Here is a 19221-nt window from a genome sequence, read left to right on the forward strand (position 1 = left end):
TCCTCGCTCGAACAGAACCAGTAGCCCCGCTCGGCCGGGTCGGTCTGCGCTACCGGCTGATCAGCGGCAGCGCGGGGAAGGTGTGGCTCTGCCAGATCAGGCGGGAGGGCTCCTCCGGGTAGGCCGTGACAGCCGACCGGGTGTCGAAGAGCTGAACGAGGCGTTGACCGATGTCGTACGCGGGCCAGCCGGGGTCGCCGTGCGCGGCGAACGAAGTCCATGCGGCGCGCATTTGGGCGGACAGGGCCTCTGCCTCCGGGGAGGGCGTTTCACCGATCAGCATGGCAGGCTGGCCGCGGTTCAGGTTGCCGAAGACGAGTGGTACGTCAAGGCCGTGGCAGGCGCCGAGGGCGCCGCCCATGCCCGGGGCCGACCAGGCCAGCTCGTAGACGTGCGTGCGGCCGCCGGCAGCCGTCTGGGCCTCGGCGAGGTGGAGCGACGGCATGCGGAACAGCCAGTCGGAGTGGACCAGTTCGTACAGCTCGTCCGGACTCGCCGCCGGGAAGGCGTCACGGTAGCGGCGCGCGCCGTCCGGGCCGGGTGCGAAGACATGGAGGGCGTTCGCCGCCTGCTCCTCGCCCACCTCACCGAGCAGACCGTTGACGGCGGTGAACAGGCGCTGCTCGTCGCGGGTGTGGCCGACGAGGAGGTCGATGTCGCGGCCGGCGCCGTCGGTCAGGGCCTGCCACGGTGTGACGGCCAGGACCTCGCCGTCGACGACGGGCGAGAAGGGGATCGTTCTGCGCGCGGGCCGGCCCCAGCGTCGCGCCCACTGGTCCATCTTGGCGCCGACCGTGTCACCGGCGGCGGACAACTGGCGTGGGGCGACGCTGGACAGGTCGGCCACCGTGGGCCGCAGCCCCAGCTCGGCGGCACAGGCGGCAGTGATGTCCGCGGCAAGATCCGGCGAGAAGAACGTGCCCGGCACACTCTGCGCGACGGCCCGGCGGAAGAGCCCGGCCGCACGGCCCATCGCCAGCAGCGCGGCGACCGATCCCCCACCCGCCGACTGACCGAAGACCGTGACCCGGTCAGGGTCGCCGCCGAATGCCCGGATGTTGTCGCGCACCCACTCGAGAGCGGCGACCTGGTCGAGCAGACCCCGGTTGGGAGGAGCCCCCTCGATCTGCGCGAAGCCCTCGATACCCACGCGGTAGTTGAACGTCACCACGACCACGCCACCGTCCCGCGCGAGCCGGCCACCGTCGTACTCGGGGAGGCCGGACATGCCGATCACGTAGGCGCCGCCCTGGATCCACACCATCACCGGCAGCCTCGCGCCCGGGTCGGGTTCGGGCGACCAGACGTTGACCGTCAGCCAGTCGTCGCCCGCCGCGTCCTGCGACAGCGCGTCCATGCCGAAATGCCCACCCTGCGGGGGCGGCGGGCCGTACGAGAGGGCCTCCCGCACCCCGCTCCAGCCCCGTACCGGTCGCGGTGCGGCGAAGCGCAACACGCCGACCGGGGGCTCGGCGAACGGGATGCCACGAAAGACCGCCACACCCGCCTCCCGGCTGCCGCGCAGCCTTCCGGCCGCCGCGCGGACTTCGGGCTGGGATCCGGACGGCTTGGACTCGCCAACGGTCATCACAACTTCCTCTCAGACAGGAGGAGAGGGCTCGCGGGCCCCAGACCCCCAGACCTCCAGCCCCCAGACCCTGCGGATCATCCACCGCGGTCGGATGCCGCGCCAGCGATTTACGGATGACTCGGACTGCTGGAGCAGGGCATCCGCCCGCACATCCAGGGGCCAGCCGTTCAGTTGAGCGAAGTGACGCATGAAGCCCGGGGTGGCTGGGTGCCGTTCAGAACGTAGCGGCCGATGTGCCGGACCATCCACCGACAACGTAGGACCTACTGAAAGGACACCCACACATGACCACCAGCACCGACTTCGACATCCGCAAGGTCGGCGGCCGGATCGGCGCCGAGATCCTCGGCGTGGATCTCTCCACCGATCTCGGCCCCGCCGTCGTCACCGAGATCAACTCCGCACTTCTGGAACACAAGGCACTCGTCTTCCGCGACCAGCGCCTCGACGACGCGGGTCAGCTCCGCTTCGCCTCCCTCTTCGGGGAGCTCACCACCGCGCACCCGACCGTGCCCTCCGTCGACGGCCGGCCCCACATCCTCCCCGTCGACGGCGACGAGGGAATCCGCGCCAACCAGTGGCACACGGACGTCACCTTCGTCCGTACGCCCCCGAAGGCGTCCACGCTGCGCAGCATCGTGGTCCCGCCCTACGGCGGCAACACGCTCATCGCCAACTCGGCCGCCGCGTACCGGGATCTGCCCGAGCCGCTGCGGGAGCTGGCGGACAAGCTGTGGGCGGTGCACACGAATGCCTTCGACTATGCCGCCCACCCCGCCCCGAAGAGCGAGAAGGCGGCCGAGCACCGCAGGCGGTTCGTCTCCCGGAAGTACCGCACCGCCCATCCGGTCGTCCGCGTCCATCCCGAGACCGGGGAGCGCGGGCTGTTCATCGGCGGCTTCGCCCGGAGCATCGTGGGTCTCAGCCCCTCCGACTCCCGTGACCTGCTGCGCATCTTCCAGTCGTACGTCACGCGTCCCGAGAACATCGTGCGTGTGGCCTGGACGCCCGGCGACCTCGTCCTGTTCGACAACCGCATCACCCAGCACTACGCCCCCGACGACTACGGCGACCTGCCGCGCCTGCTGCACCGGGTGACCGTCGCGGGCGACGTCCCGGAAGGTGTCGACGGCACCCTCAGCCACGTCATCGAGGGCGATGACGCCGCCCACTACACCCCGGCCGCGGTCTGAGCACCGCACCCGCCGCGCGCGGCCGCCGGGCAGTGGCACCCCGCTCCCGCCCGGCGGTCTGCCGGGAGTGGAGCCGGGCCGAAGCCTTGCGGGATAATGGGTGCATGCGGATCTCAGCCAGGGCGGACTACGCGGTACGTGCCGCGCTACAGCTCGCCGCCTCACGGGATGACGGGCCGCTGAAGGCCGAGGCCATCGCCGACGCCCAGGACATCCCGCACAAGTTCCTCGAGAGCATCCTGAACGACATGCGTCGGGGCGGCCTCGTACTCAGCCAGCGCGGCGGCAACGGCGGCTACCGGCTGGCCAAACCCGCCGAGTCGATCAGCATCGCCGATGTCATCCGCGTCGTGGAGGGGCCCCTGGTCTCGGTACGCGGGGTCCGCCCGCCGGAGCTGTCCTACACCGGCCCCGCCGAGTCGCTGCTCCCCCTGTGGATCGCGTTGCGGTCCAACGTGCGCGAGATCCTCGAGGGCGTGTCGCTCGCCGATGTCGCATCGGCCCAACTGCCCGCCGGCGTAGCCGCGCTGACCGACACTCCGAAGGCCTGGGTAAACCCCTGACACGCTGGGCCATCAACCGAAGCTCCCAAAAAGCGAGATAGCGGCGTCCGCCATATGAACACCCCCTTGGGGAGCGCGCCACCTTCTGCCACGATCCCTATCAACCAGGTAGGAAAACTAGGGATCTGTGGGGTGGTCATGCGAACGCTCAATCGCGCAGACCTGTCGCTCCCCCTGCTGACCTCGCGCCGCCACATCGACCTCCGTCGCACGTCCAGCGCCATCTGTCGGCCCGTCTGAGGCCGTCCGCGCCGTCCGCAGCCGTCCGCAGAACATCCTTCGGCCGGCAGCACCGCCCGCGGCCGCCCATCCCCATACACCTCCGCCACCTCCGCTCCCGAGCCCGCGGCGGCATTCCCGCCGCCGAGGGCCGGTGAGTGGAGTGCAGGCGCATGCTCACGAGCTTCGCGCCTCGCACCTTCGGCATCTCCCTGATCAACCCATCCCTGAGAGGACACCTCCGTGTCTGCCGCAAGACCGCTCACCACCCTGCGCACCATCGCCGTCACAGCAGCGCTCCCGCTCCTGCTCACCGCCTGCGGCTACGGATCCAACGCCACCGACGACGACAAGCAGACCGAGGTCGCGGCGGGCGCCGAGAAGCTCTCGGCCGACGAGGTGAAGATCGGCTACTTCCCCAACCTCACGCACGGCACCGCCCTGGTGGGCGTCCAGGAGGGCCTGCTCCAGAAGGAGCTCGGCGGCACCAGGATCAAGGCCTCGACGTTCAACGCCGGCCCCTCCGAGATGGAGGCGCTCAACGCCGGGTCCATCGACATCGGCTGGATCGGGCCCTCCCCCGCCATCAACGGCTACACCAAGTCGAACGGCAAGAACCTGCGCATCATCAGCGGTTCCGCCTCCGGCGGCGTGAAGCTCGTCGTCAACCCGGACAGGATCAAGACCCTGGACGACCTCAAGGGCAAGAAGATCGCCACCCCGCAGCTCGGCAACACCCAGGACGTGGCGTTCCTCAACTGGATCGCGGAGAAGGGCTGGAAGGTCGACGCCGAGAGCGGCAAGGGCGACGTCTCCGTCGTCCGCACGGACAACAAGATCACCCCGGACGCCTACAAGTCCGGCTCCGTCGACGGCGCCTGGGTACCCGAGCCGACCGCGTCCAAGCTGGTCTCCGAGGGCGCCAAGGTACTGCTCGACGAGGCCGACCTGTGGCCGGACAAGAAGTTCGTGATCACGAACATCATCGTGTCGCAGAGCTTCCTGAAGGAACACCCGGACGTCGTCGAGGCCGTGCTGCGCGGCTCGGTGAAGACCAATGAGTGGATCAACGCCAACCCGGAGGAGGCCAAGGCCTCCGCGAACAAGGCCCTGGAGGAGCTCTCCGGCAAGGCCCTGCCCGCCGACGTCATCGACCCGGCCTGGAAGTCCATCACCTTCCTCGACGACCCGCTGGCCCGGACCCTCGACGCCGAGGCGGAGCACGCGGTGAAGGCCGGTCTGCTGGAGAAGCCCGACCTGAAGGGCATCTACGACCTCGCGCCGCTCAACAAGGTCCTCAGGGCCGAGGGCAAGGACGAGGTCGACGACGCCGGTCTCGGCGCCGAGTAACGACAACCGGACCCGACGATCTCCCAGGAGGTGACGACCATGGCGACCACGATCGCCAGGGCTGCCGAGGACGCCACGGCGGTGACGCACGCCGCCCGCATCGAGCATGTCTCCAAGTCCTTCCCCGCACCGGGCACGCCCGGCGGACGGCAGCTCGTGCTGGACGACATCACGCTCGATGTCGCACCCGGCGAGTTCGTCACCCTCCTGGGGGCCTCCGGCTGCGGCAAGTCCACCCTGCTCAACCTGGCCGCGGGGCTGGACCTGCCGTCCTCCGGCTCGATCACCACGGACGGACGGCCCGCCCTGATGTTCCAGGAGCACGCGCTGTTCCCTTGGCTGACCGCGGGCAGGAACATCGAGCTCGCGCTGAAGCTGCGCGGGGTCACCAAGGCGGAGCGCCGGCCGGAGGCGGAACGGCTGCTGGACCTCGTACGGCTGCAGGGCGCGCACCGCAAGCGGGTGCACGAACTGTCGGGCGGTATGCGGCAGCGCGTGGCACTGGCCCGGGCGCTGGCCCAGGACAGCCGGCTGCTGCTGATGGACGAGCCGTTCGCCGCGCTGGACGCGATCACCCGTGACGTCCTGCACGACGAACTGACCCGCATCTGGCGGGAGACGGGACGGTCGGTGCTGTTCGTGACGCACAACGTGCGGGAGGCGGTCAAGCTCGCGCAGCGGGTGGTGCTGCTGTCCTCCCGCCCGGGCCGTATCGCGCGGGAGTGGACCGTCGGCATTCCACAGCCGCGCCGCATCGAGGACAGCGCGGTCGCCGAACTGTCCGCCGAGATCACCGAGGAACTGCGTGGGGAGATCCGCCGCCATGGCCGGCACTGACAACGGCGTCGGCGTCAGGACCGACGCGCACAGCACCGGCCCGTCGGGACTACGCTCTGTCGGCCTCGGCTGTGGCACCGAACCCCTGCGAGAAGACCGACGTGGGAGCTACTTCGACCACGTCGCCGGGTGGCCCGCTGTGCGGACACGGCGCCCACGGTCGCGGTGGGCGGACTCCCGCGCCGTACAGAGCGTCCATCGGGCGGAGTCCTCGCCGGCCGGAGGTCGGTCAGGGCGGGAAGGAGGTCGTCAGTCGGTGATGACGGGGCTGCGGTGGATCCATTCGCTTCCGTGGGCCGCCTGGTACATGAAGGCGGCCACGTCCGCGCGGCTGATCGTCGGGTTGCCCTTCATCGGCAGCCGGTCCCCCGCGCTGTAGGTGCCGTTCGCGGGGCCGTGGGTGAGCCGGGTGGGGTAGACGACGGTCCAGTCCAGCCCGCTGTTGCGGATGCGTTCGTCCGCGATCTCCTTGTCGGCGTAGATCGACCGCAGCAGCGTGCGGTAGATCGCCTTCTGTGTGGTGCTCGACCAGTCGAGCGTCTCACCGACGCCGAACGACGACAGCCACACCAGCCGGGAGACGCCCGCTTCCTTGGCCGCACCGATCACGGCCGCCGAGGATCGTGTGAAGAGTCCGTCGGCACGCACCGAGGTGCCCCTGCCCAGGGCGGAGACGATCGCGTCGTGCCCGGCCGCGCCGGCGAGGACGTCGCGATGCGATGTGGCGTCTCCGGCGACCACCGTGACCTTCTCCGCCAGGTCACCGAGAGCCGCCGGGTTGCGTACGAAGGTGGTCACCGAGTCACCGGCCCGCAGAGCCAGGTCGACGACGTGGCGACCTGTGGGACCGGTTGCACCGAGGATGAGCAGTTTCATGGCAAGGGAATCTTCCGTGAGGGTGTGGGGGCAAGGATGGGCGTAGGTCTGCCGCGGCGTCGGCCGTAAACGAGCCGCGATCGCAGAGAGCCGAACCGGATAACTGTCCGCTACTGGGAAAGTAGCGGACGGTCGTCCGGTTAGCAAGGCCGGATCCGGGTGCGAGTCGAGTGCAGGCACCGGGCGGCACCCGCCGGGCCCCGGCCCCGGCACCGGCACCGGGCGCGGAATGAAGGGCCGGGCGGATGGAGTCACGTAGTGGAATCGAGCGGGCAGGCAACAGTGCGGGGCGGCCGGAGGGAATCCTCCGGCCGCTGCTCACCGTTCCCACAGGAGCCTGGCTGCCCCCTCAGCCCCGCCCCGGGGCCCCCGCGCGCAGGCCGTCCATGATGAGGTCCAGCAGCCGGGTGACCTGGGCGTGCCAGTCTCCGCGGATGTCGATCTGCCAGATGCCGGCGATGGCGAGGAGGAAGTCGTCGGCGGTCACCCCCGGGCGAATGGTGCCGGCCTCATGATTGGCGTTGAGCAGGAGCTCGATCGACTCGACCACCAGTGAGTACCCCGACGGCTCCGGCCCTCCCGTCGCAACGGCGGCCTGGCGCAGCGCGTCGGCCAGTCCGGTCTTGGCCATGATGAAGCGGGCGAGGCGGTCCATCCATGCACGCAGGGCCTGGTCGGGCTCCCTGGTCTTCAGCAACTCGGCCGCACGGTCGGTGAGTTGCTGCACCTCATGGCGGTACACCTCCAGGATGAGCGCCTCACGATTGGGGAAGTTGCGGTAGAGCGTGCCCTGCCCGACGCCCGCCTTCTTGGCGATCACGCTCATCGGGACGTCCACGGAACGCGACAGCTCGACCAGCGCCACCTCCAGGATGCGCTCCCGGTTGCGCTGCGCGTCCGACCGCTGGGGCCCATCGCTCCTCGGCTCCATATGCCCTCCTCCCCGGGCTCGCATCCGAAGCCCTTGCTAACCGGACACTCGTCCGCTACGTTCCCTCTACCGGACCGCTGTCCGCTTGCGTCTCACCATAGTGGGCGAAATCGTTCGGCGTCATGGGCCGGTGGCGTGGGCCACCGGAGTCCGTCCCCCGTATCCCGCCTCAGCGCTACCCGGCCTTGCCCCGTCCTCGGACACGCTCCTGATTCGTCTGCCTGCCGGATCGCCCCGGCGCGTTCCGATCCGTGGCAGAAGGCCGGTCCAGGACCACGACAGACCACGGACCACAGACCACAGACCACAGACCACGGACCAACAGCCAGGTACAGCTCTGGAGACAATCATGAACACCCCCGTGCTCCGCCGCGGTGCCACGTTCCTCAGCGCCGGCATCATCGCCGCGGCCGCGCTGACCGACGGTGATCTCGTGATGCTGCACAGCCACGTGACGACCTCCGCGACCGACCACGGCACGGCGGCGGACATCCTCCGGCTGGAGAACGGCAAGATCGTCGAGCACTTGGACGTACTCCAGGCAGTACCTGAGACCTCGGCCAACGACAACACCATGTTCTGAGCGCACCGCTGCCTCGTCACACACGCCTGCAGTACCGCCGGCCCTTCGAGAACAAGGAGACACTCATGAGTGAACGCGCCGACCGGATCATCGCCGCCCTGCGCAGCGGACACGACCACCTCGCCTCGCTCGTGCGCGACATGGGCGCCGTCGACCTCACCCGGAAGTCCGGGGCGGCGGAGTGGGACGTGTCGCAGGTGCTCAGCCACCTGGGCAGCGGTGCGGAGATCGCCCTGGCCGTCCTCGAAGGCGCTCTGGACGGCACCGGCCCCAAGGACGCGGACTTCAACAAGTCGGTGTGGGCACGCTGGGACGCGATGTCCCCGGACGAGCGGGCCCCGGGCTTCGCGTCCGCCGACGAGGCGCTGGTCGCCCGCTACGAGAGCCTCGACGCGCAGACGCGCGAGGAACTGCGGATCGACCTCGGCTTCCTGCCGATGCCCGTGGACGTGGCCACGTTGGCGGGTCTGCGGCTCAGCGAGTCCACCTTCCACACCTGGGACGTCGAAGTCGCCTTCGATCCGGCGGCCGTCCTGGCGGCCGACGCGACCGGACCACTGCTCGACCAGGCCGGCCTGCTCATCGGCCGCCTCGGCAAGGCCGACGCCGTGGACGGCCGTCCGGTCCACCTCGCGATACGGACCACCGCACCCGAGAGGTCCTTCGGGCTCGACCTCGGCGAGGCGGTCACGCTCGGCGACGAGCCGGTCGGCGAGCCGGACGCGGTGCTGAGCGCGCCCGCCGAGTGGTGGCTGCGCCTCACGACGGGCCGCCACGCACCCGCGTACACGCCGACGAGCGTGACCCTCACCGGGGGCGCCCTGACGCTGGACGACCTGCGGCGGGTCTTCCCCGGGTTCTGAGCAGGGGGTGGCTTGCGGACGGGGGTTCTTTGCCGGGATCCCGGTCTTGTCGGCGCGGGCTTCCTTGCCGGGGGGCGAGAGAGGGAACGCTTGAGCTGCAGTTGCGACGCATGCGCCGCGAAAAGGTCAGCATGGTCTTCCAGCACTTCGCTTTGTTTCCGCACCGCACCGTGGGCGAGAACGCCGCCTACGGGCTGGCGGTCCAGGGAATCCCGAAGGACGAGCAGGAGCGGCGCGCCAAGGAAGCACTGCGCCTGGTGGGACTGAAGGGCTGGGAGGACTCACTTCCGGGACAGCTGTCCGGGGGCATGCGGCAACGCGTCGGCCTGGCGAGAGCGCTTGCCGCAGGCACCAGCATCTTGCTGATGGACGAGGCGTTCAGCGCCCTGGATCCCCTGATCAAGCGCCAGATGCAGGACCAGTTGATCGAGCTCCAGCACAAGCTGGGCAAGACCATCCTCTTCATCACGCACGACCTGAACGAGGCCATGCGCCTCGGGAACAGAATCGCGATGATGCGCGACGGGCGGACCGGGCGGGAAGTCGACGCGCCCGGCTTCGAGCCCTGCGGGCAGGGCGGGTTCTTCGTCGTCGACGCGGACGTCGCACTCATCGCGGCGCAGCACCTGGCCGACCGAATCGGGCTGCGGATCTCCCAGGCCGGCGGACTGGCTCGGGTCGCCGCCACCGCGGCATCTGCCGTGCCGCCGGACTCAGGATGAGCGGGCCAGAACACGACCGGTCCTCCATCGCTTTCGCCGCGGTCGTCCATATGGGCGCCACCGTGACGCGCTTGTCGGCTGGGGCGAGACCTGTCCGGTCGTGGCGGCGACCGCGTCATCGTCATTGCCCCGGTGCTCCGGACGACCACCGGAGGGACCACCCCCGATGTTCCGACCAGGGGCGCCCCCGGAGGCTGCCGAGAGCCGGGCAGCCGCAGCCGTATCAGGCCCCATCGCGCACCGCACACGTCGAGGCGTTCACTATCTGAACGCCCAGGCGGTAAAGTCGACGCAAGGTCGAGCTGCCTACGGCGCAGCGCTACAGAGACCAAGGGGCCGCATGACCGACGCATCCTCACCGGTGGAGCTGACCAACAAGTCGGTGATGAAGGCCATCCGCCTGCTTCGCGAACTGGCTGCCCAGCCGCGATCCGGCGCTACCGTCAGCGCCCTCGCGAAGGCTGCGGAACTCTCACGGCCCACGGCGTTCCGCCTGCTGAACAGTCTGGAGAGGAACGGATTCGTCGACCGGGTCGACCACAACTACGTCCTCGGCTGGGAGCTGGCCCGGCTCGGGCGCTACGCGGACCCGTACTCGGGTCTGGTCGCCCGGGTGCAGCCGCTGCTCCAAGAGCTGGCGGACAAGTGCAACGAGACGGTGACCCTGTCGGTACCGAACCTCCAGGACGGACTCGACCTCGTCGCCGAGGCCGCGGGATCGCAGTTGATCGGCCTCTCGGCCCAGAACATGATCGGTCAGCGCTGGCCGCTGCACGCCAGTTCCACCGGCAAGGTGCTGCTCGCGGAAATGCCCGTGGAGAAGGTGAAGGCACTGTTGCCCGAGAAACTGGAGGCATACGCGTCGAGCACCATCACCGATCGCGCGGCCCTGCTGAAGGAACTCGAGCAGGTTCGTGAACAGGGCTTCAGTGTCATCGACAACGAGCTCGAGGAAGGGCTGCTCTCGCTCTCGCGCCCCATCAGGGACTCGTCCGGGATTCTGGTGGCGGTACTGTCCCTCAACGGACCCCGCTACCGATTCGGCCGAGTCCGGATCCCCGAAGCCCTCCAGCAGATGCAGGCGACCGTCGAGCGCATCGTCGACGTGTTCTGGCAGGACATCCCAGGTGACGAGTGAGCGGGTAGTGGGCCGGCCCGGTGGCCGTCGAGGGGTCGTTTCCGGCCCTTGACCTCATCGCGTGCTTGCTCTGGTCCGGCACGCGGCTCGTCGGGGTGGCCGCCCGCCGACGGCCTCAGCGCGAGTGGTTGTGCATGACGTGCTTGGTCCGCGAGTAGTCGTCCAGGGCATAGACGGACAGGTCGCGGCCGTAGCCGGAGCCCTTGAATCCGGCCCAGGGCATCTCGTTGGCGAGAACGAGGTGGGCGTTGACCCAGACCGTGCCGAAGTCGAGACGGTCGGGAAGGTCGAGGCCTCGTCGGGAGTTCTCCGTCCAGACCGAGGCCGAAAGACCGTAGGGCGTGTCATGGAGCACCTCGGAGCGCTCCTTCGGGACGGTACGGCCCCAGGTCGCCCTGGCGGCGCGGGCGGCCGTGACAGCCAGGTCCACATCCTCCACGGAGCCCTCGGGCACCTGCGCGAAGAGCGTGCCATCGCAGGGGTTGACGACATCCATCGTCCGAACCGACTTGCCGGGCCGGAAGCCACCGTCGACGAAGTGTTCCGCGGGGGCCAGATCACCCGCGGTGACGAGGGGTGAGCCGTCACCACGACGGATCCGGGCCTGGATCGAGGATTCTGCCTGGGCCATCTCGTGCCTCCGAGACCAGTTCTGCTGAGAATCGCCACCGCGGTGGCGGGGGAACGGTGTCCATGACCTGCGGGAAGGCGTCTTCACACCGAAAAAGATTTAGACTTAATTGTTTATAGTTTGTGACGTCACATCCCCCCGTCAAGCACCGTTCCACCCCGTAACCTTGGGGCGTGGCACAAGGGACCGAAGACGCGGAAACCGTTCCGAGCACGGGCTCCATCAGGTTCGCTGCGCTCCTGGGCTCTGCCGAACCAGAGGGGTTCAGCCGCGCCGACCAGGCAGCGCATCAGCTGGAGACGGCCATCACCGTCGGCCTGTTCCGAGACGGCGAACGCCTGCCGTCGGAACCTGAGCTCGCGAGCCGGCTCGGAGTCTCCACCATCACGCTGCGGCAGGCACTGGCCTCGTTGCGCTCCAGGGGCATCATCACGACCAAACGCGGTCGCGGCGGCGGAAGCATCGTCTCCGACGGCGCCGTCCGGTCACCCCAGGACCTCGCGCGTCGCCTGCGCGCGATGAGCACGGAAGAGCTGCGCGACCTCGGTGACATCTCCGCCGCCGTGGCATCCGCCTCGGCCCGGCTCGCCGCCACGCGGGCGGACGACCAGGACATCCAGCGCCTGCGCAGCCTTGCCGAGGAGTTCCGCCAAGCCTCGGACCTCGACGCCCTGCGGCGGACCGACAGCCGCTTCCACATCGGTCTCGGCGTCGCCGCGCAGTCGCGCCGGCTCACCGCGGCGACCGTACAGGTCCAGGGCGAGTTCGCGCCCCTGCTCTGGGCTCCTGCCACGCATCTCGCGCACACGGGAACAGCCGCCGACGAGCATCTGGGCATCGTGGACGCCATCGCCGCGGGCGACGCCGAACGCGCCCAGGCCCTCGCCATCGCACACAGCGAGCGGGACGCCGAGGCCGTCGTCGACGCCCACCTGGAACTGGTCCTGGCGGACCCGACCGACGGATGAGGGCAACGGCCAGTCCGTAGCGGTCCACACCTGCACCAAACCATAACATACGTTTTTAAATGTTTACCAGCAGGGCCTCTTGACGATTTGCCCCAGCCACATCTACAACTGATATACCAGTCGTACGCTTCTAGTCTTCCAAGGGGATCGCATGCGCCTCGACGTCACGGAGGAACGCTCGGCGGAGGGCACCGCAAGCGCTCTCTCCCGACCGCTGGCCCTGTTCGACCCGGAGGTCGCCTCGGCGGTCGACGCGGAGCTCGAGCGCCAGCAGTCGACTCTGGAAATGATCGCGAGCGAGAACTTCGCGCCGCTGGCGGTGATGCAGACGCAAGGTTCGGTACTGACCAACAAGTACGCCGAGGGCTACCCGGGAAAGCGCTATTACGGCGGCTGCGAACACGTCGACACGATCGAACAGCTGGCCATCGACCGGGTCACCGCCCTGTTCGGCGCCGAGGCGGCCAACGTCCAGCCGCACTCCGGCGCCCAGGCGAACGCCGCGGCGATGTTCGCCCTGCTCCAGCCCGGTGACACCGTCCTCGGCCTGGACCTGGCACACGGCGGCCACCTCACCCACGGCATGCGGCTGAACTACTCCGGCAAGCTGTACAACGTCATCCCGTACCACGTGCGCGAGTCCGACCTGCGCATCGACATGGACGAAGTCGAACAGCTCGCTCTGGCGCACCGGCCGAAGCTGATCGTGGCCGGCTGGTCGGCCTACCCCCGGCAGCTGGACTTCGCCGCCTTCCGCCGGATCGCCGACAGCGTCGGGGCCCGTCTGATGGTGGACATGGCGCACTTCGCCGGTCTGGTGGCCGCGGGACTGCACCCGAGTCCGGTGCCATACGCGGATGTGGTGACGACGACCACGCACAAGACCCTGGGCGGTCCCCGCGGTGGTGTGATCCTGAGCAGGGCGGAGCTGGCCAAGAAGATCAACTCGGCGGTGTTCCCGGGTCAGCAGGGCGGCCCCCTGGAGCATGTGATCGCGGCCAAGGCGGTCGCCTTCAAGATGGCCGCGAGCGAGGAGTTCCGCGAGCGGCAGCAGCGCACTCTCAAGGGGGCGAAGATCCTCGCCGGGCGGCTGCTGGCCGATGACGTGGCCGAGGCGGGCATCACGGTACTGACCGGGGGCACGGAGGTACATCTCGTCCTGGTGGACCTGCGCAACAGCCCCCTCGACGGCCGGCAGGCCGAGGACCGGCTGCACGCGGTCGGCATCACCGTCAACCGCAACGCCGTCCCCTTCGACCCACGGCCGCCCATGGTCTCCTCGGGGCTGCGCATCGGCACCCCGGCCCTGGCCACCCGGGGCTTCGGCGACGTGGAGTTCCGCGAGGTCGCCGACATCATCGCCCAGACGCTGAAGCCCGAGCATCTCAGCGGTGAACAGGCCGACCTGCTGCGGGGCCGGGTCGCGAAGCTCGCCGCCGCGTTCCCCCTGTACCCCCAGCTGAACGGACCCGCGGCATGACCCGCACGCCGCTTCCGGACCACCCGGACTTCCTCCGGAGCAACCCCGCGCGCGCACCCCGCAGGACATCCGGGACAGCAGACGCCGGGGCGACGCCGACCAGCTCAACGGCATCGATCTGATCCAGAACTGCGAGGGGGTACGGGCATCGACATGACGGACGGCCGGGTGACGGGCGTACGGACCACCCGCGGCCGCATCGCAGCCGGAAGAGTGGCGCCGGTGCACCCGACGGTCGTGATGCCCAACGCCGCGGCCCACTGACCTCGACTCACCTCAGGAGACCCTGATGCAGCCCATAGCCCGCCCCTGGTGTGGCGAGCGCGAGGAAGCCGAACCGTTCGCGGAGCGGTGGACGCACACAGCGGGATGCCGCCGTTGGTTCAACACCCTGCGCGACGCCGTCACCCACCGGCTCCTCGCCGTCCACCGCATGGGTGACCAGCCGGCGCTCCTTCGCCCCCTGCACGACGGCGTGGCTGGTCGGCCCGGCCACGGAGTACGGCGGTGGCCGGGATGACCCTCAGCGTCTTCGACATGTTCAAGGTGGGCATCGGACCGTCCAGTTCGCACACGGTCGGCCCGATGCGCGCCGCGGGCTCCTTCGCGCACGCCTTGGAACGGGAAGGACTCCTGGAGGACACGCACGGCGTCCACGTCGAGTTGTTCGGCTCGCTGGGCGCCACGGGACACGGTCACGGAAGCGTCAAAGCGGTCGTGCTCGGTCTGGAGGGCCACGCTCCTGAACACGTGGACCCCGCGTCGGCCGGACCGACCATGGACAGGGTCCGTACGACAGGAAGCCTGCGCCTGCTCGACAAGCATCCCGTCGCCTTCCGCGTCGACGACGACGTCGTCCTGCACCGCGGCAAACGGCTGGCCTTCCACTCCAACGCCATGACGTTCGAAGCCGTCGACGCCGCCGGCCGGAGCCTGTCGCGGCGGATCTACTACTCCGTCGGCGGCGGTTTCGTCCTGGACGAGGACCAGGCGAACGGCCCGCAGATCGTCCCGGACACCACGCCGGTGCCGTATCCGTTCACCACCGGCGCGCAGCTGCTGGCGCACGCCGAGGCCACCGGCCTGTCGATCAGTTCGATCATGATGGCGAACGAGACGGCCTGGCGTACCGAGGCCGAGGTCCGGGCCGGGCTGCTGCGCATCTGGTCCGTCATGCAGGAGTGCGTCCTGCGGGGATGTGCCACCGACGGAGTGCTTCCCGGCGGTCTGAAGGTACGGCGCAGGGCCGCCGCGCTGCATCGCAGACTCCTGACCGCGGACGAGGAGGCCGAAACCGACTCCCTGCACGCGATGGAATGGGTGACGCTGTACGCGCTGGCCGTGAACGAGGAGAACGCGGCGGGCGGACGGATCGTCACCGCCCCGACCAACGGCGCCGCCGGGATCATCCCCGCCGTACTGCACTACTACGACCGGTTCGTGCGCGGCGCGAACCAGGACGGCATCGTGCGCTTCCTGCTGACCGCCGCGGCCATCGGCGTGCTGTTCAAGGAGAACGCCTCGATCTCCGGGGCCGAGGTCGGCTGCCAGGGCGAGGTCGGCTCGGCCTGCTCCATGGCAGCCGCCGGGCTGGCCGAGGTCATCGGCGGCACTCCCGAACAGGTGGAGAACGCCGCGGAGATCGGCATCGAGCACAATCTCGGCCTCACCTGTGATCCCGTCGGCGGGCTCGTGCAGATCCCCTGCATCGAGCGCAACGCCGTCGCCTCCCTGAAGGCGATCACCGCCGCGCGGATGGCCATCCACGGGGACGGCACCCATCACGTCTCCCTCGACAAGGCGATCAAGACCATGCGGGAGACCGGGGCCGACATGAAGGACAAGTACAAGGAGACCGCACGCGGCGGTCTCGCTCTCAACGTGGTCGAGTGCTGAGGAGACAGCCATGAGCACCCAGTTCGTATTGACCCTGAGCTGCCCCGAGCGCCCCGGCATCGTCAACGCCGTGACGAGCTTCCTCGTCCGGCACAGCTGCGACATCACCGAGCACCAGCAGTTCGACGACCCCGACCACGGACGCGTCTTCCTGCGCACCGGGTTCAGGACCACCGATGAGACGATCGTGCTCGGCGGCCTGAAAGAGGACTTCGCGGCGATCGCGGACACCTATGGAATGCAGTGGGAGCTGCGGGACGCGTCGGTGAAGTCCCGCGTCCTCGTGATGGTGTCGAAGTTCGACCACTGCCTGGCGGACCTGCTCTACCGCTGGCGGAGCGGCACGCTCGACGCCGACATCGCACTCATCGTCTCCAACCACGCCGATCTGCGGCCCATGGCGGACGCGGCCGGCATCCCGTTCGAACACGTCCCGGTCACCGCCGCGACCAAGCCGCGGTCCGAAGCGCGTCTGCTGGAACTCGTGGACCAGTACGACATCGACCTCGTGGTGCTGGCCCGCTACATGCAGATCCTCTCCGACGACCTGTGCAAGACCCTCGAAGGCCGCGCGATCAACATCCACCACTCGTTCCTGCCGAGCTTCGTGGGCGCCAAGCCCTACCACCAGGCCTACCAGCGCGGTGTGAAGCACGTCGGCGCGACGGCGCACTACGTCACGGCCGACCTGGACGAAGGACCGATCATCGAGCAGGAGGTCATCCGCGTCGACCACCGGCTCTCCGCGGCCCAGCTCGTCCTCGTCGGCCGGGACGCCGAACGCACCGCCCTCGCCCGGGCGGTCAACTGGCACTGCCAGAACCGCATCCTGCTGCACGGCAACAGGACGGTCATCTTCAGCTGATCCGGCGCGCCAGCGGCTTTGCGCTACGACGGCTCAGCCGAGCAGAGACAGCTTTCCAGGCCCCTACCGAAACGGAACGTGTGCACCTTGTCCACCGCGACCGTACTCTCCGGCTCCGCAGCCGCCGCAGACATCAAGCGTGAACTCACCGGACGCGTCTCCGCACTGCGCGAGCGCGGCATCGTCCCCGGACTGGGCACGATCCTCGTCGGCGACGACCCGGCCAGCCACTCGTACGTGGGCGGCAAGCACCGGGACTGCGCCGAGGTCGGCATCGCCTCGCTGCGCGTCGATCTGCCGGCCACCGCCACTCAGGCCGATGTCGAGGCCGCCGTCCTGCGGCTCAACGCCGATCCGGCGTGTACCGGCTTCATCGTGCAGCTGCCCCTGCCCCAGCATCTCGACATGCACGCCGTGCTGGAGCTCGTCGACCCGGCCAAGGACGCCGACGGGCTGCATCCGACCAATCTCGGCCGCCTCGTTCTGGGCATCCCCGCGCCTCTGCCCTGCACTCCTCGTGGCATTCTCGATCTGCTGCGACGCCACCATGTCCCCATCACCGGCGCCCAGTTCTGCGTGATCGGCTGCGGCGTGACCGTCGGTCGGCCGCTCGGTCTGATGCTCACCCGGCGCACGGAACACGCCACCGTCACCCTCTGCCATGAGGCCACCCGCGACGTCGCCGCCCACACGCGTGCCGCGGATGTCGTCGTCGCCGCGGCCGGTGTGGCGCACCTCGTCCAACCCGACTGGATCAAGCCCGGCGCAACGGTGTTGTCCGTCGGGCTCACCCGGACCGTGGAGGGCATCCTCGGCGACGTCCACCCCGACGTCGGCCGGGTGGCCGGCACCCTCGCTCCCCCGGTCGGCGGCGTGGGACCGATGACCCGCGCCATGCTGATCACGAACATCGTCGAGGCCGCGGAACGCCAGGCCGCCGCCGAGAGCGTCTAGGTGACGTCCAGGTGCGTCTAGGTGTGCTGTCCGGGGACGTTGGTCACAGCGACTCGTCGATGGCCGCGTCAAGGACCGTGGCCTCGTAGCGGGTGGCAATCGCGGCGGCGCGGTTACGACGGGCAGTGCGCAGTGAGGCCGGGGCCAAGGCTTCCGCGTCCGTGCTGAGCTGCCACAGCGCCCACTCGGCGTGTCGCAGATCCTGGAACGTCACCTCCAGCCGCAGCCAGCCGTCTGCGTCGGGTTCTGCGGCGCGGACGGCCGCTACGGTGCCCAGCAGGTTCTCCCGCCGCTCAGGGTTCACCCGTACCAGTACGGCGATATGGTCGCCGGAGAGGAACTGCGCACAGCGTTCCCGCGAGACCCGGGGCGCCGGGCGCCGTGGTGCTGACCTGCTTCCTTGTCTTCGCCTTCGCCAACGCCATGTACATGGCCCTGACCGATGTCTACCTCGGCGAGATCTTCCCCACCGAGATCCGCGGCATCGGCACCGGGTTCGTGCCTGAGCGAGACCTCCGCCCCGCACCGGGTGTAGCCCCGTGTCACCTTTGGCCGACGCGCCCCGTCCGGCGACGGCGACAAAGACGGTCGGCCATGCCGTCGCCGACGCCCCGGGTGCCTCGCCCCCAGGACCCCCGGGCGAGGACTGAGGGATCACTATGAGCGAGACCGCGGACACGACGCGGGCCTGTGGCACTGCATCACGGGCTTCGTCGAGGCACACCTTCCACGCGGAGACCGAGCGGCGAAGACTGCGGCTGAACTGGGGGCACGATGCCTACCGGTGAGTGCGCGCCCGGTTCGTGGCCCGCTTCGACGGACAGGTGGCCCTGGCTTCGCCATGTTCTGAGCGCCACCGGAGCTGCCCCGGGCTCGTCGCCGAGTCCTGGACGGACTGCTCAGCCCGGATGATCTCTCCGTAAGTCAAACGCGGTGTTCGCTTTGCGGTCAAGCGTGGTCCAGAGGTCAATCGACAGCTCGTACGAGCCGACCGCCGGGTCAAGGGCGCCCACAGGATGAGAGCGCTGAACCTCAAGTGCCGCCGGAAGTCGGCCCACGGCCGTGAAATGTGCCCTGAACTAAGCATTTCAGATGTCGGCCGGACGGGGAGGTGCGCCGGGGCAGGCGGGCGCGCGTACGGGGAATCGCTTCGCGGCCTCTCTTGACACCGACCACCAGCACTCAGAATACGAACATAACGTTCGGATAATGAACGCCATAGAGACCTCGCGGTTCAGTACGGGAGCCGTGGGACAACTCCATGCCTCTGCTCCGGGAGGACAGCATGAGCAACCAGCCCCTGAAGATCTTCGCGTTCGACGTCTTCGCCCCCGCCCATCTGACCGCGGGCTCCTGGCGCGACGCCGCCGACCAGGGCTTCCGCTACACCGACGTGTCGTACTGGACCGACACGGCCAAGATGCTCGAAGAGGCCAGGTTCGACGGCCTGTTCTTCGCCGACACCGTCGGCTACCACGACGTCTACGGCGGTTCCCCGGACGCCGCCATGCGCGACGCCGCCCAGTTCCCGATCAATGACCCGACGCAAGGTTGAGCCGTG

Annotated in this window: 19 protein-coding genes and 2 pseudogenes; 16 read left to right on the top strand and 5 right to left on the bottom strand. The window is 69.3% G+C overall.

From position 1 onward, the window contains the following. Positions 1-49: 49 nt before the first annotated feature. On the bottom strand, positions 50-1588 hold the full coding sequence (locus FNH04_RS04705) for a carboxylesterase/lipase family protein (protein ID WP_152780603.1): 1539 nt from the start codon (positions 1586-1588) through the stop codon (positions 50-52). A 287-nt stretch (positions 1589-1875) separates the two neighbouring features. Here FNH04_RS04705 and FNH04_RS04710 point away from each other — a divergent pair, with 287 nt between their 5' ends. The 5 genes from FNH04_RS04710 (at position 1876) to FNH04_RS04725 (ending at position 5753) form a co-directional block, all read left to right on the top strand. Beyond that, entirely contained in the window at positions 1876-2784 is a 909-nt protein-coding gene (locus FNH04_RS04710; RefSeq protein ID WP_152780605.1) for a TauD/TfdA dioxygenase family protein, read from the top strand. Positions 2785-2888: 104 nt separating this feature from the next. Beyond that, positions 2889-3347, top strand: coding sequence for an RrF2 family transcriptional regulator (locus FNH04_RS04715; protein ID WP_152780607.1), 459 nt, complete (start codon positions 2889-2891; stop codon positions 3345-3347). A gap of 138 nt (positions 3348-3485) precedes the next feature. Further along, positions 3486-3587 carry a putative leader peptide gene (locus tag FNH04_RS48925; protein ID WP_322722590.1) on the top strand — a complete coding sequence of 34 codons (102 nt, stop codon included), beginning with the start codon at positions 3486-3488 and terminating at the stop codon, positions 3585-3587. Between the two features lie 222 nt (positions 3588-3809). Continuing rightward, positions 3810-4916 carry an aliphatic sulfonate ABC transporter substrate-binding protein gene (locus FNH04_RS04720; protein ID WP_322722591.1) on the top strand — a complete coding sequence of 369 codons (1107 nt, stop codon included), beginning with the start codon at positions 3810-3812 and terminating at the stop codon, positions 4914-4916. Between the two features lie 39 nt (positions 4917-4955). Beyond that, the gene (locus tag FNH04_RS04725; protein WP_152780610.1) at positions 4956-5753 is read left to right on the top strand and encodes an ABC transporter ATP-binding protein; all 798 of its coding nucleotides are present in this window, start codon (positions 4956-4958) and stop codon (positions 5751-5753) included. A 249-nt stretch (positions 5754-6002) separates the two neighbouring features. Here the strand turns inward: FNH04_RS04725 and FNH04_RS04730 are convergent, their stop codons facing one another. Both FNH04_RS04730 and FNH04_RS04735 read right to left on the bottom strand, forming a co-directional pair. After that, a complete protein-coding gene (locus FNH04_RS04730; RefSeq protein ID WP_152780612.1) occupies positions 6003-6629 on the bottom strand; it encodes an NAD(P)-dependent oxidoreductase in 627 nt (208 codons plus the stop codon). A 349-nt stretch (positions 6630-6978) separates the two neighbouring features. Then, positions 6979-7560: a TetR/AcrR family transcriptional regulator gene (locus tag FNH04_RS04735; protein WP_152780614.1), complete on the bottom strand. Its 582-nt coding sequence runs from the start codon at positions 7558-7560 to the stop codon at positions 6979-6981. A gap of 349 nt (positions 7561-7909) precedes the next feature. Here FNH04_RS04735 and FNH04_RS04740 point away from each other — a divergent pair, with 349 nt between their 5' ends. From FNH04_RS04740 to FNH04_RS04755, 4 genes and pseudogenes are all read left to right on the top strand, one after another. Further along, on the top strand, positions 7910-8143 hold the full coding sequence (locus FNH04_RS04740; RefSeq protein ID WP_152780616.1) for a nuclear transport factor 2 family protein: 234 nt from the start codon (positions 7910-7912) through the stop codon (positions 8141-8143). A gap of 65 nt (positions 8144-8208) precedes the next feature. Continuing rightward, positions 8209-9006: a maleylpyruvate isomerase family mycothiol-dependent enzyme gene (locus FNH04_RS04745; protein ID WP_152780618.1), complete on the top strand. Its 798-nt coding sequence runs from the start codon at positions 8209-8211 to the stop codon at positions 9004-9006. A gap of 101 nt (positions 9007-9107) precedes the next feature. Beyond that, positions 9108-9536 (top strand): annotated as a pseudogene (locus FNH04_RS04750) (ATP-binding cassette domain-containing protein); the annotation flags it as partial. A 532-nt stretch (positions 9537-10068) separates the two neighbouring features. Continuing rightward, the gene (locus tag FNH04_RS04755; protein ID WP_152780620.1) at positions 10069-10866 is read left to right on the top strand and encodes an IclR family transcriptional regulator; all 798 of its coding nucleotides are present in this window, start codon (positions 10069-10071) and stop codon (positions 10864-10866) included. Between the two features lie 115 nt (positions 10867-10981). On the opposite strand, the gene FNH04_RS04760 is transcribed toward FNH04_RS04755, so the two are convergent. After that, complete coding sequence (locus tag FNH04_RS04760; protein ID WP_152780622.1) at positions 10982-11497, bottom strand: aldehyde dehydrogenase family protein; 516 nt, start codon at positions 11495-11497, stop codon at positions 10982-10984. A gap of 173 nt (positions 11498-11670) precedes the next feature. Between FNH04_RS04760 and FNH04_RS04765 the strand changes: the two genes are divergently transcribed. From FNH04_RS04765 to FNH04_RS04790, 6 genes are all read left to right on the top strand, one after another. Continuing rightward, entirely contained in the window at positions 11671-12465 is a 795-nt protein-coding gene (locus tag FNH04_RS04765) for a FadR/GntR family transcriptional regulator (protein ID WP_152780624.1), read from the top strand. A 151-nt stretch (positions 12466-12616) separates the two neighbouring features. Then, positions 12617-13945: a serine hydroxymethyltransferase gene (gene glyA, locus FNH04_RS04770; RefSeq protein WP_152780625.1), complete on the top strand. Its 1329-nt coding sequence runs from the start codon at positions 12617-12619 to the stop codon at positions 13943-13945. Positions 13946-14234: 289 nt separating this feature from the next. Next, positions 14235-14465, top strand: a complete 231-nt coding sequence (locus tag FNH04_RS04775) for a sarcosine oxidase subunit delta (RefSeq protein ID WP_152780627.1) — start codon at positions 14235-14237, stop codon at positions 14463-14465. Next, complete coding sequence (locus FNH04_RS04780; RefSeq protein ID WP_152780630.1) at positions 14462-15841, top strand: L-serine ammonia-lyase; 1380 nt, start codon at positions 14462-14464, stop codon at positions 15839-15841. Before FNH04_RS04775 ends, FNH04_RS04780 begins: the two co-directional genes overlap by 4 nt. A gap of 10 nt (positions 15842-15851) precedes the next feature. Beyond that, on the top strand, positions 15852-16706 hold the full coding sequence (purU, locus tag FNH04_RS04785; protein ID WP_152780632.1) for a formyltetrahydrofolate deformylase: 855 nt from the start codon (positions 15852-15854) through the stop codon (positions 16704-16706). A gap of 87 nt (positions 16707-16793) precedes the next feature. Then, a complete protein-coding gene (locus tag FNH04_RS04790) occupies positions 16794-17660 on the top strand; it encodes a bifunctional methylenetetrahydrofolate dehydrogenase/methenyltetrahydrofolate cyclohydrolase (RefSeq protein ID WP_152780634.1) in 867 nt (288 codons plus the stop codon). A gap of 43 nt (positions 17661-17703) precedes the next feature. Here the strand turns inward: FNH04_RS04790 and FNH04_RS04795 are convergent. Continuing rightward, positions 17704-18027: pseudogene (locus FNH04_RS04795) on the bottom strand (WCX domain-containing protein); the annotation flags it as partial. A 918-nt stretch (positions 18028-18945) separates the two neighbouring features. On the opposite strand from FNH04_RS04795, the gene FNH04_RS04805 reads away from it, so the two are divergent. Then, a complete protein-coding gene (locus FNH04_RS04805; protein ID WP_228031139.1) occupies positions 18946-19215 on the top strand; it encodes a hypothetical protein in 270 nt (89 codons plus the stop codon). The last annotated feature ends 6 nt before the right edge of the window (positions 19216-19221 follow it).

It is taken from the genome of Streptomyces phyllanthi (assembly GCF_009377205.1).
GTDB classification, from domain to species: Bacteria; Actinomycetota; Actinomycetes; order Streptomycetales; family Streptomycetaceae; genus Streptomyces; species Streptomyces phyllanthi.

Bases quoted from the DNA above. Each gene is read 5' to 3' on its own strand.
- FNH04_RS04705 (WP_152780603.1), bottom strand. From the start codon at position 1,588: ATGACCGTTGGCGAGTCCAAGCCGTCCGGATCCCAGCCCGAAGTCCGC.
- FNH04_RS04710 (WP_152780605.1), top strand. From the start codon at position 1,876: ATGACCACCAGCACCGACTTCGACATCCGCAAGGTCGGCGGCCGGATC.
- FNH04_RS04715 (WP_152780607.1), top strand. From the start codon at position 2,889: ATGCGGATCTCAGCCAGGGCGGACTACGCGGTACGTGCCGCGCTACAG.
- FNH04_RS48925 (WP_322722590.1), top strand. From the start codon at position 3,486: ATGCGAACGCTCAATCGCGCAGACCTGTCGCTCCCCCTGCTGACCTCG.
- FNH04_RS04725 (WP_152780610.1), top strand. From the start codon at position 4,956: ATGGCGACCACGATCGCCAGGGCTGCCGAGGACGCCACGGCGGTGACG.
- FNH04_RS04730 (WP_152780612.1), bottom strand. From the start codon at position 6,629: ATGAAACTGCTCATCCTCGGTGCAACCGGTCCCACAGGTCGCCACGTC.
- FNH04_RS04735 (WP_152780614.1), bottom strand. From the start codon at position 7,560: ATGGAGCCGAGGAGCGATGGGCCCCAGCGGTCGGACGCGCAGCGCAAC.
- FNH04_RS04740 (WP_152780616.1), top strand. From the start codon at position 7,910: ATGAACACCCCCGTGCTCCGCCGCGGTGCCACGTTCCTCAGCGCCGGC.
- FNH04_RS04745 (WP_152780618.1), top strand. From the start codon at position 8,209: ATGAGTGAACGCGCCGACCGGATCATCGCCGCCCTGCGCAGCGGACAC.
- FNH04_RS04755 (WP_152780620.1), top strand. From the start codon at position 10,069: ATGACCGACGCATCCTCACCGGTGGAGCTGACCAACAAGTCGGTGATG.
- FNH04_RS04760 (WP_152780622.1), bottom strand. From the start codon at position 11,497: ATGGCCCAGGCAGAATCCTCGATCCAGGCCCGGATCCGTCGTGGTGAC.
- glyA (WP_152780625.1), top strand. From the start codon at position 12,617: ATGCGCCTCGACGTCACGGAGGAACGCTCGGCGGAGGGCACCGCAAGC.
- FNH04_RS04775 (WP_152780627.1), top strand. From the start codon at position 14,235: ATGCAGCCCATAGCCCGCCCCTGGTGTGGCGAGCGCGAGGAAGCCGAA.
- FNH04_RS04780 (WP_152780630.1), top strand. From the start codon at position 14,462: ATGACCCTCAGCGTCTTCGACATGTTCAAGGTGGGCATCGGACCGTCC.
- purU (WP_152780632.1), top strand. From the start codon at position 15,852: ATGAGCACCCAGTTCGTATTGACCCTGAGCTGCCCCGAGCGCCCCGGC.
- FNH04_RS04805 (WP_228031139.1), top strand. From the start codon at position 18,946: ATGAGCAACCAGCCCCTGAAGATCTTCGCGTTCGACGTCTTCGCCCCC.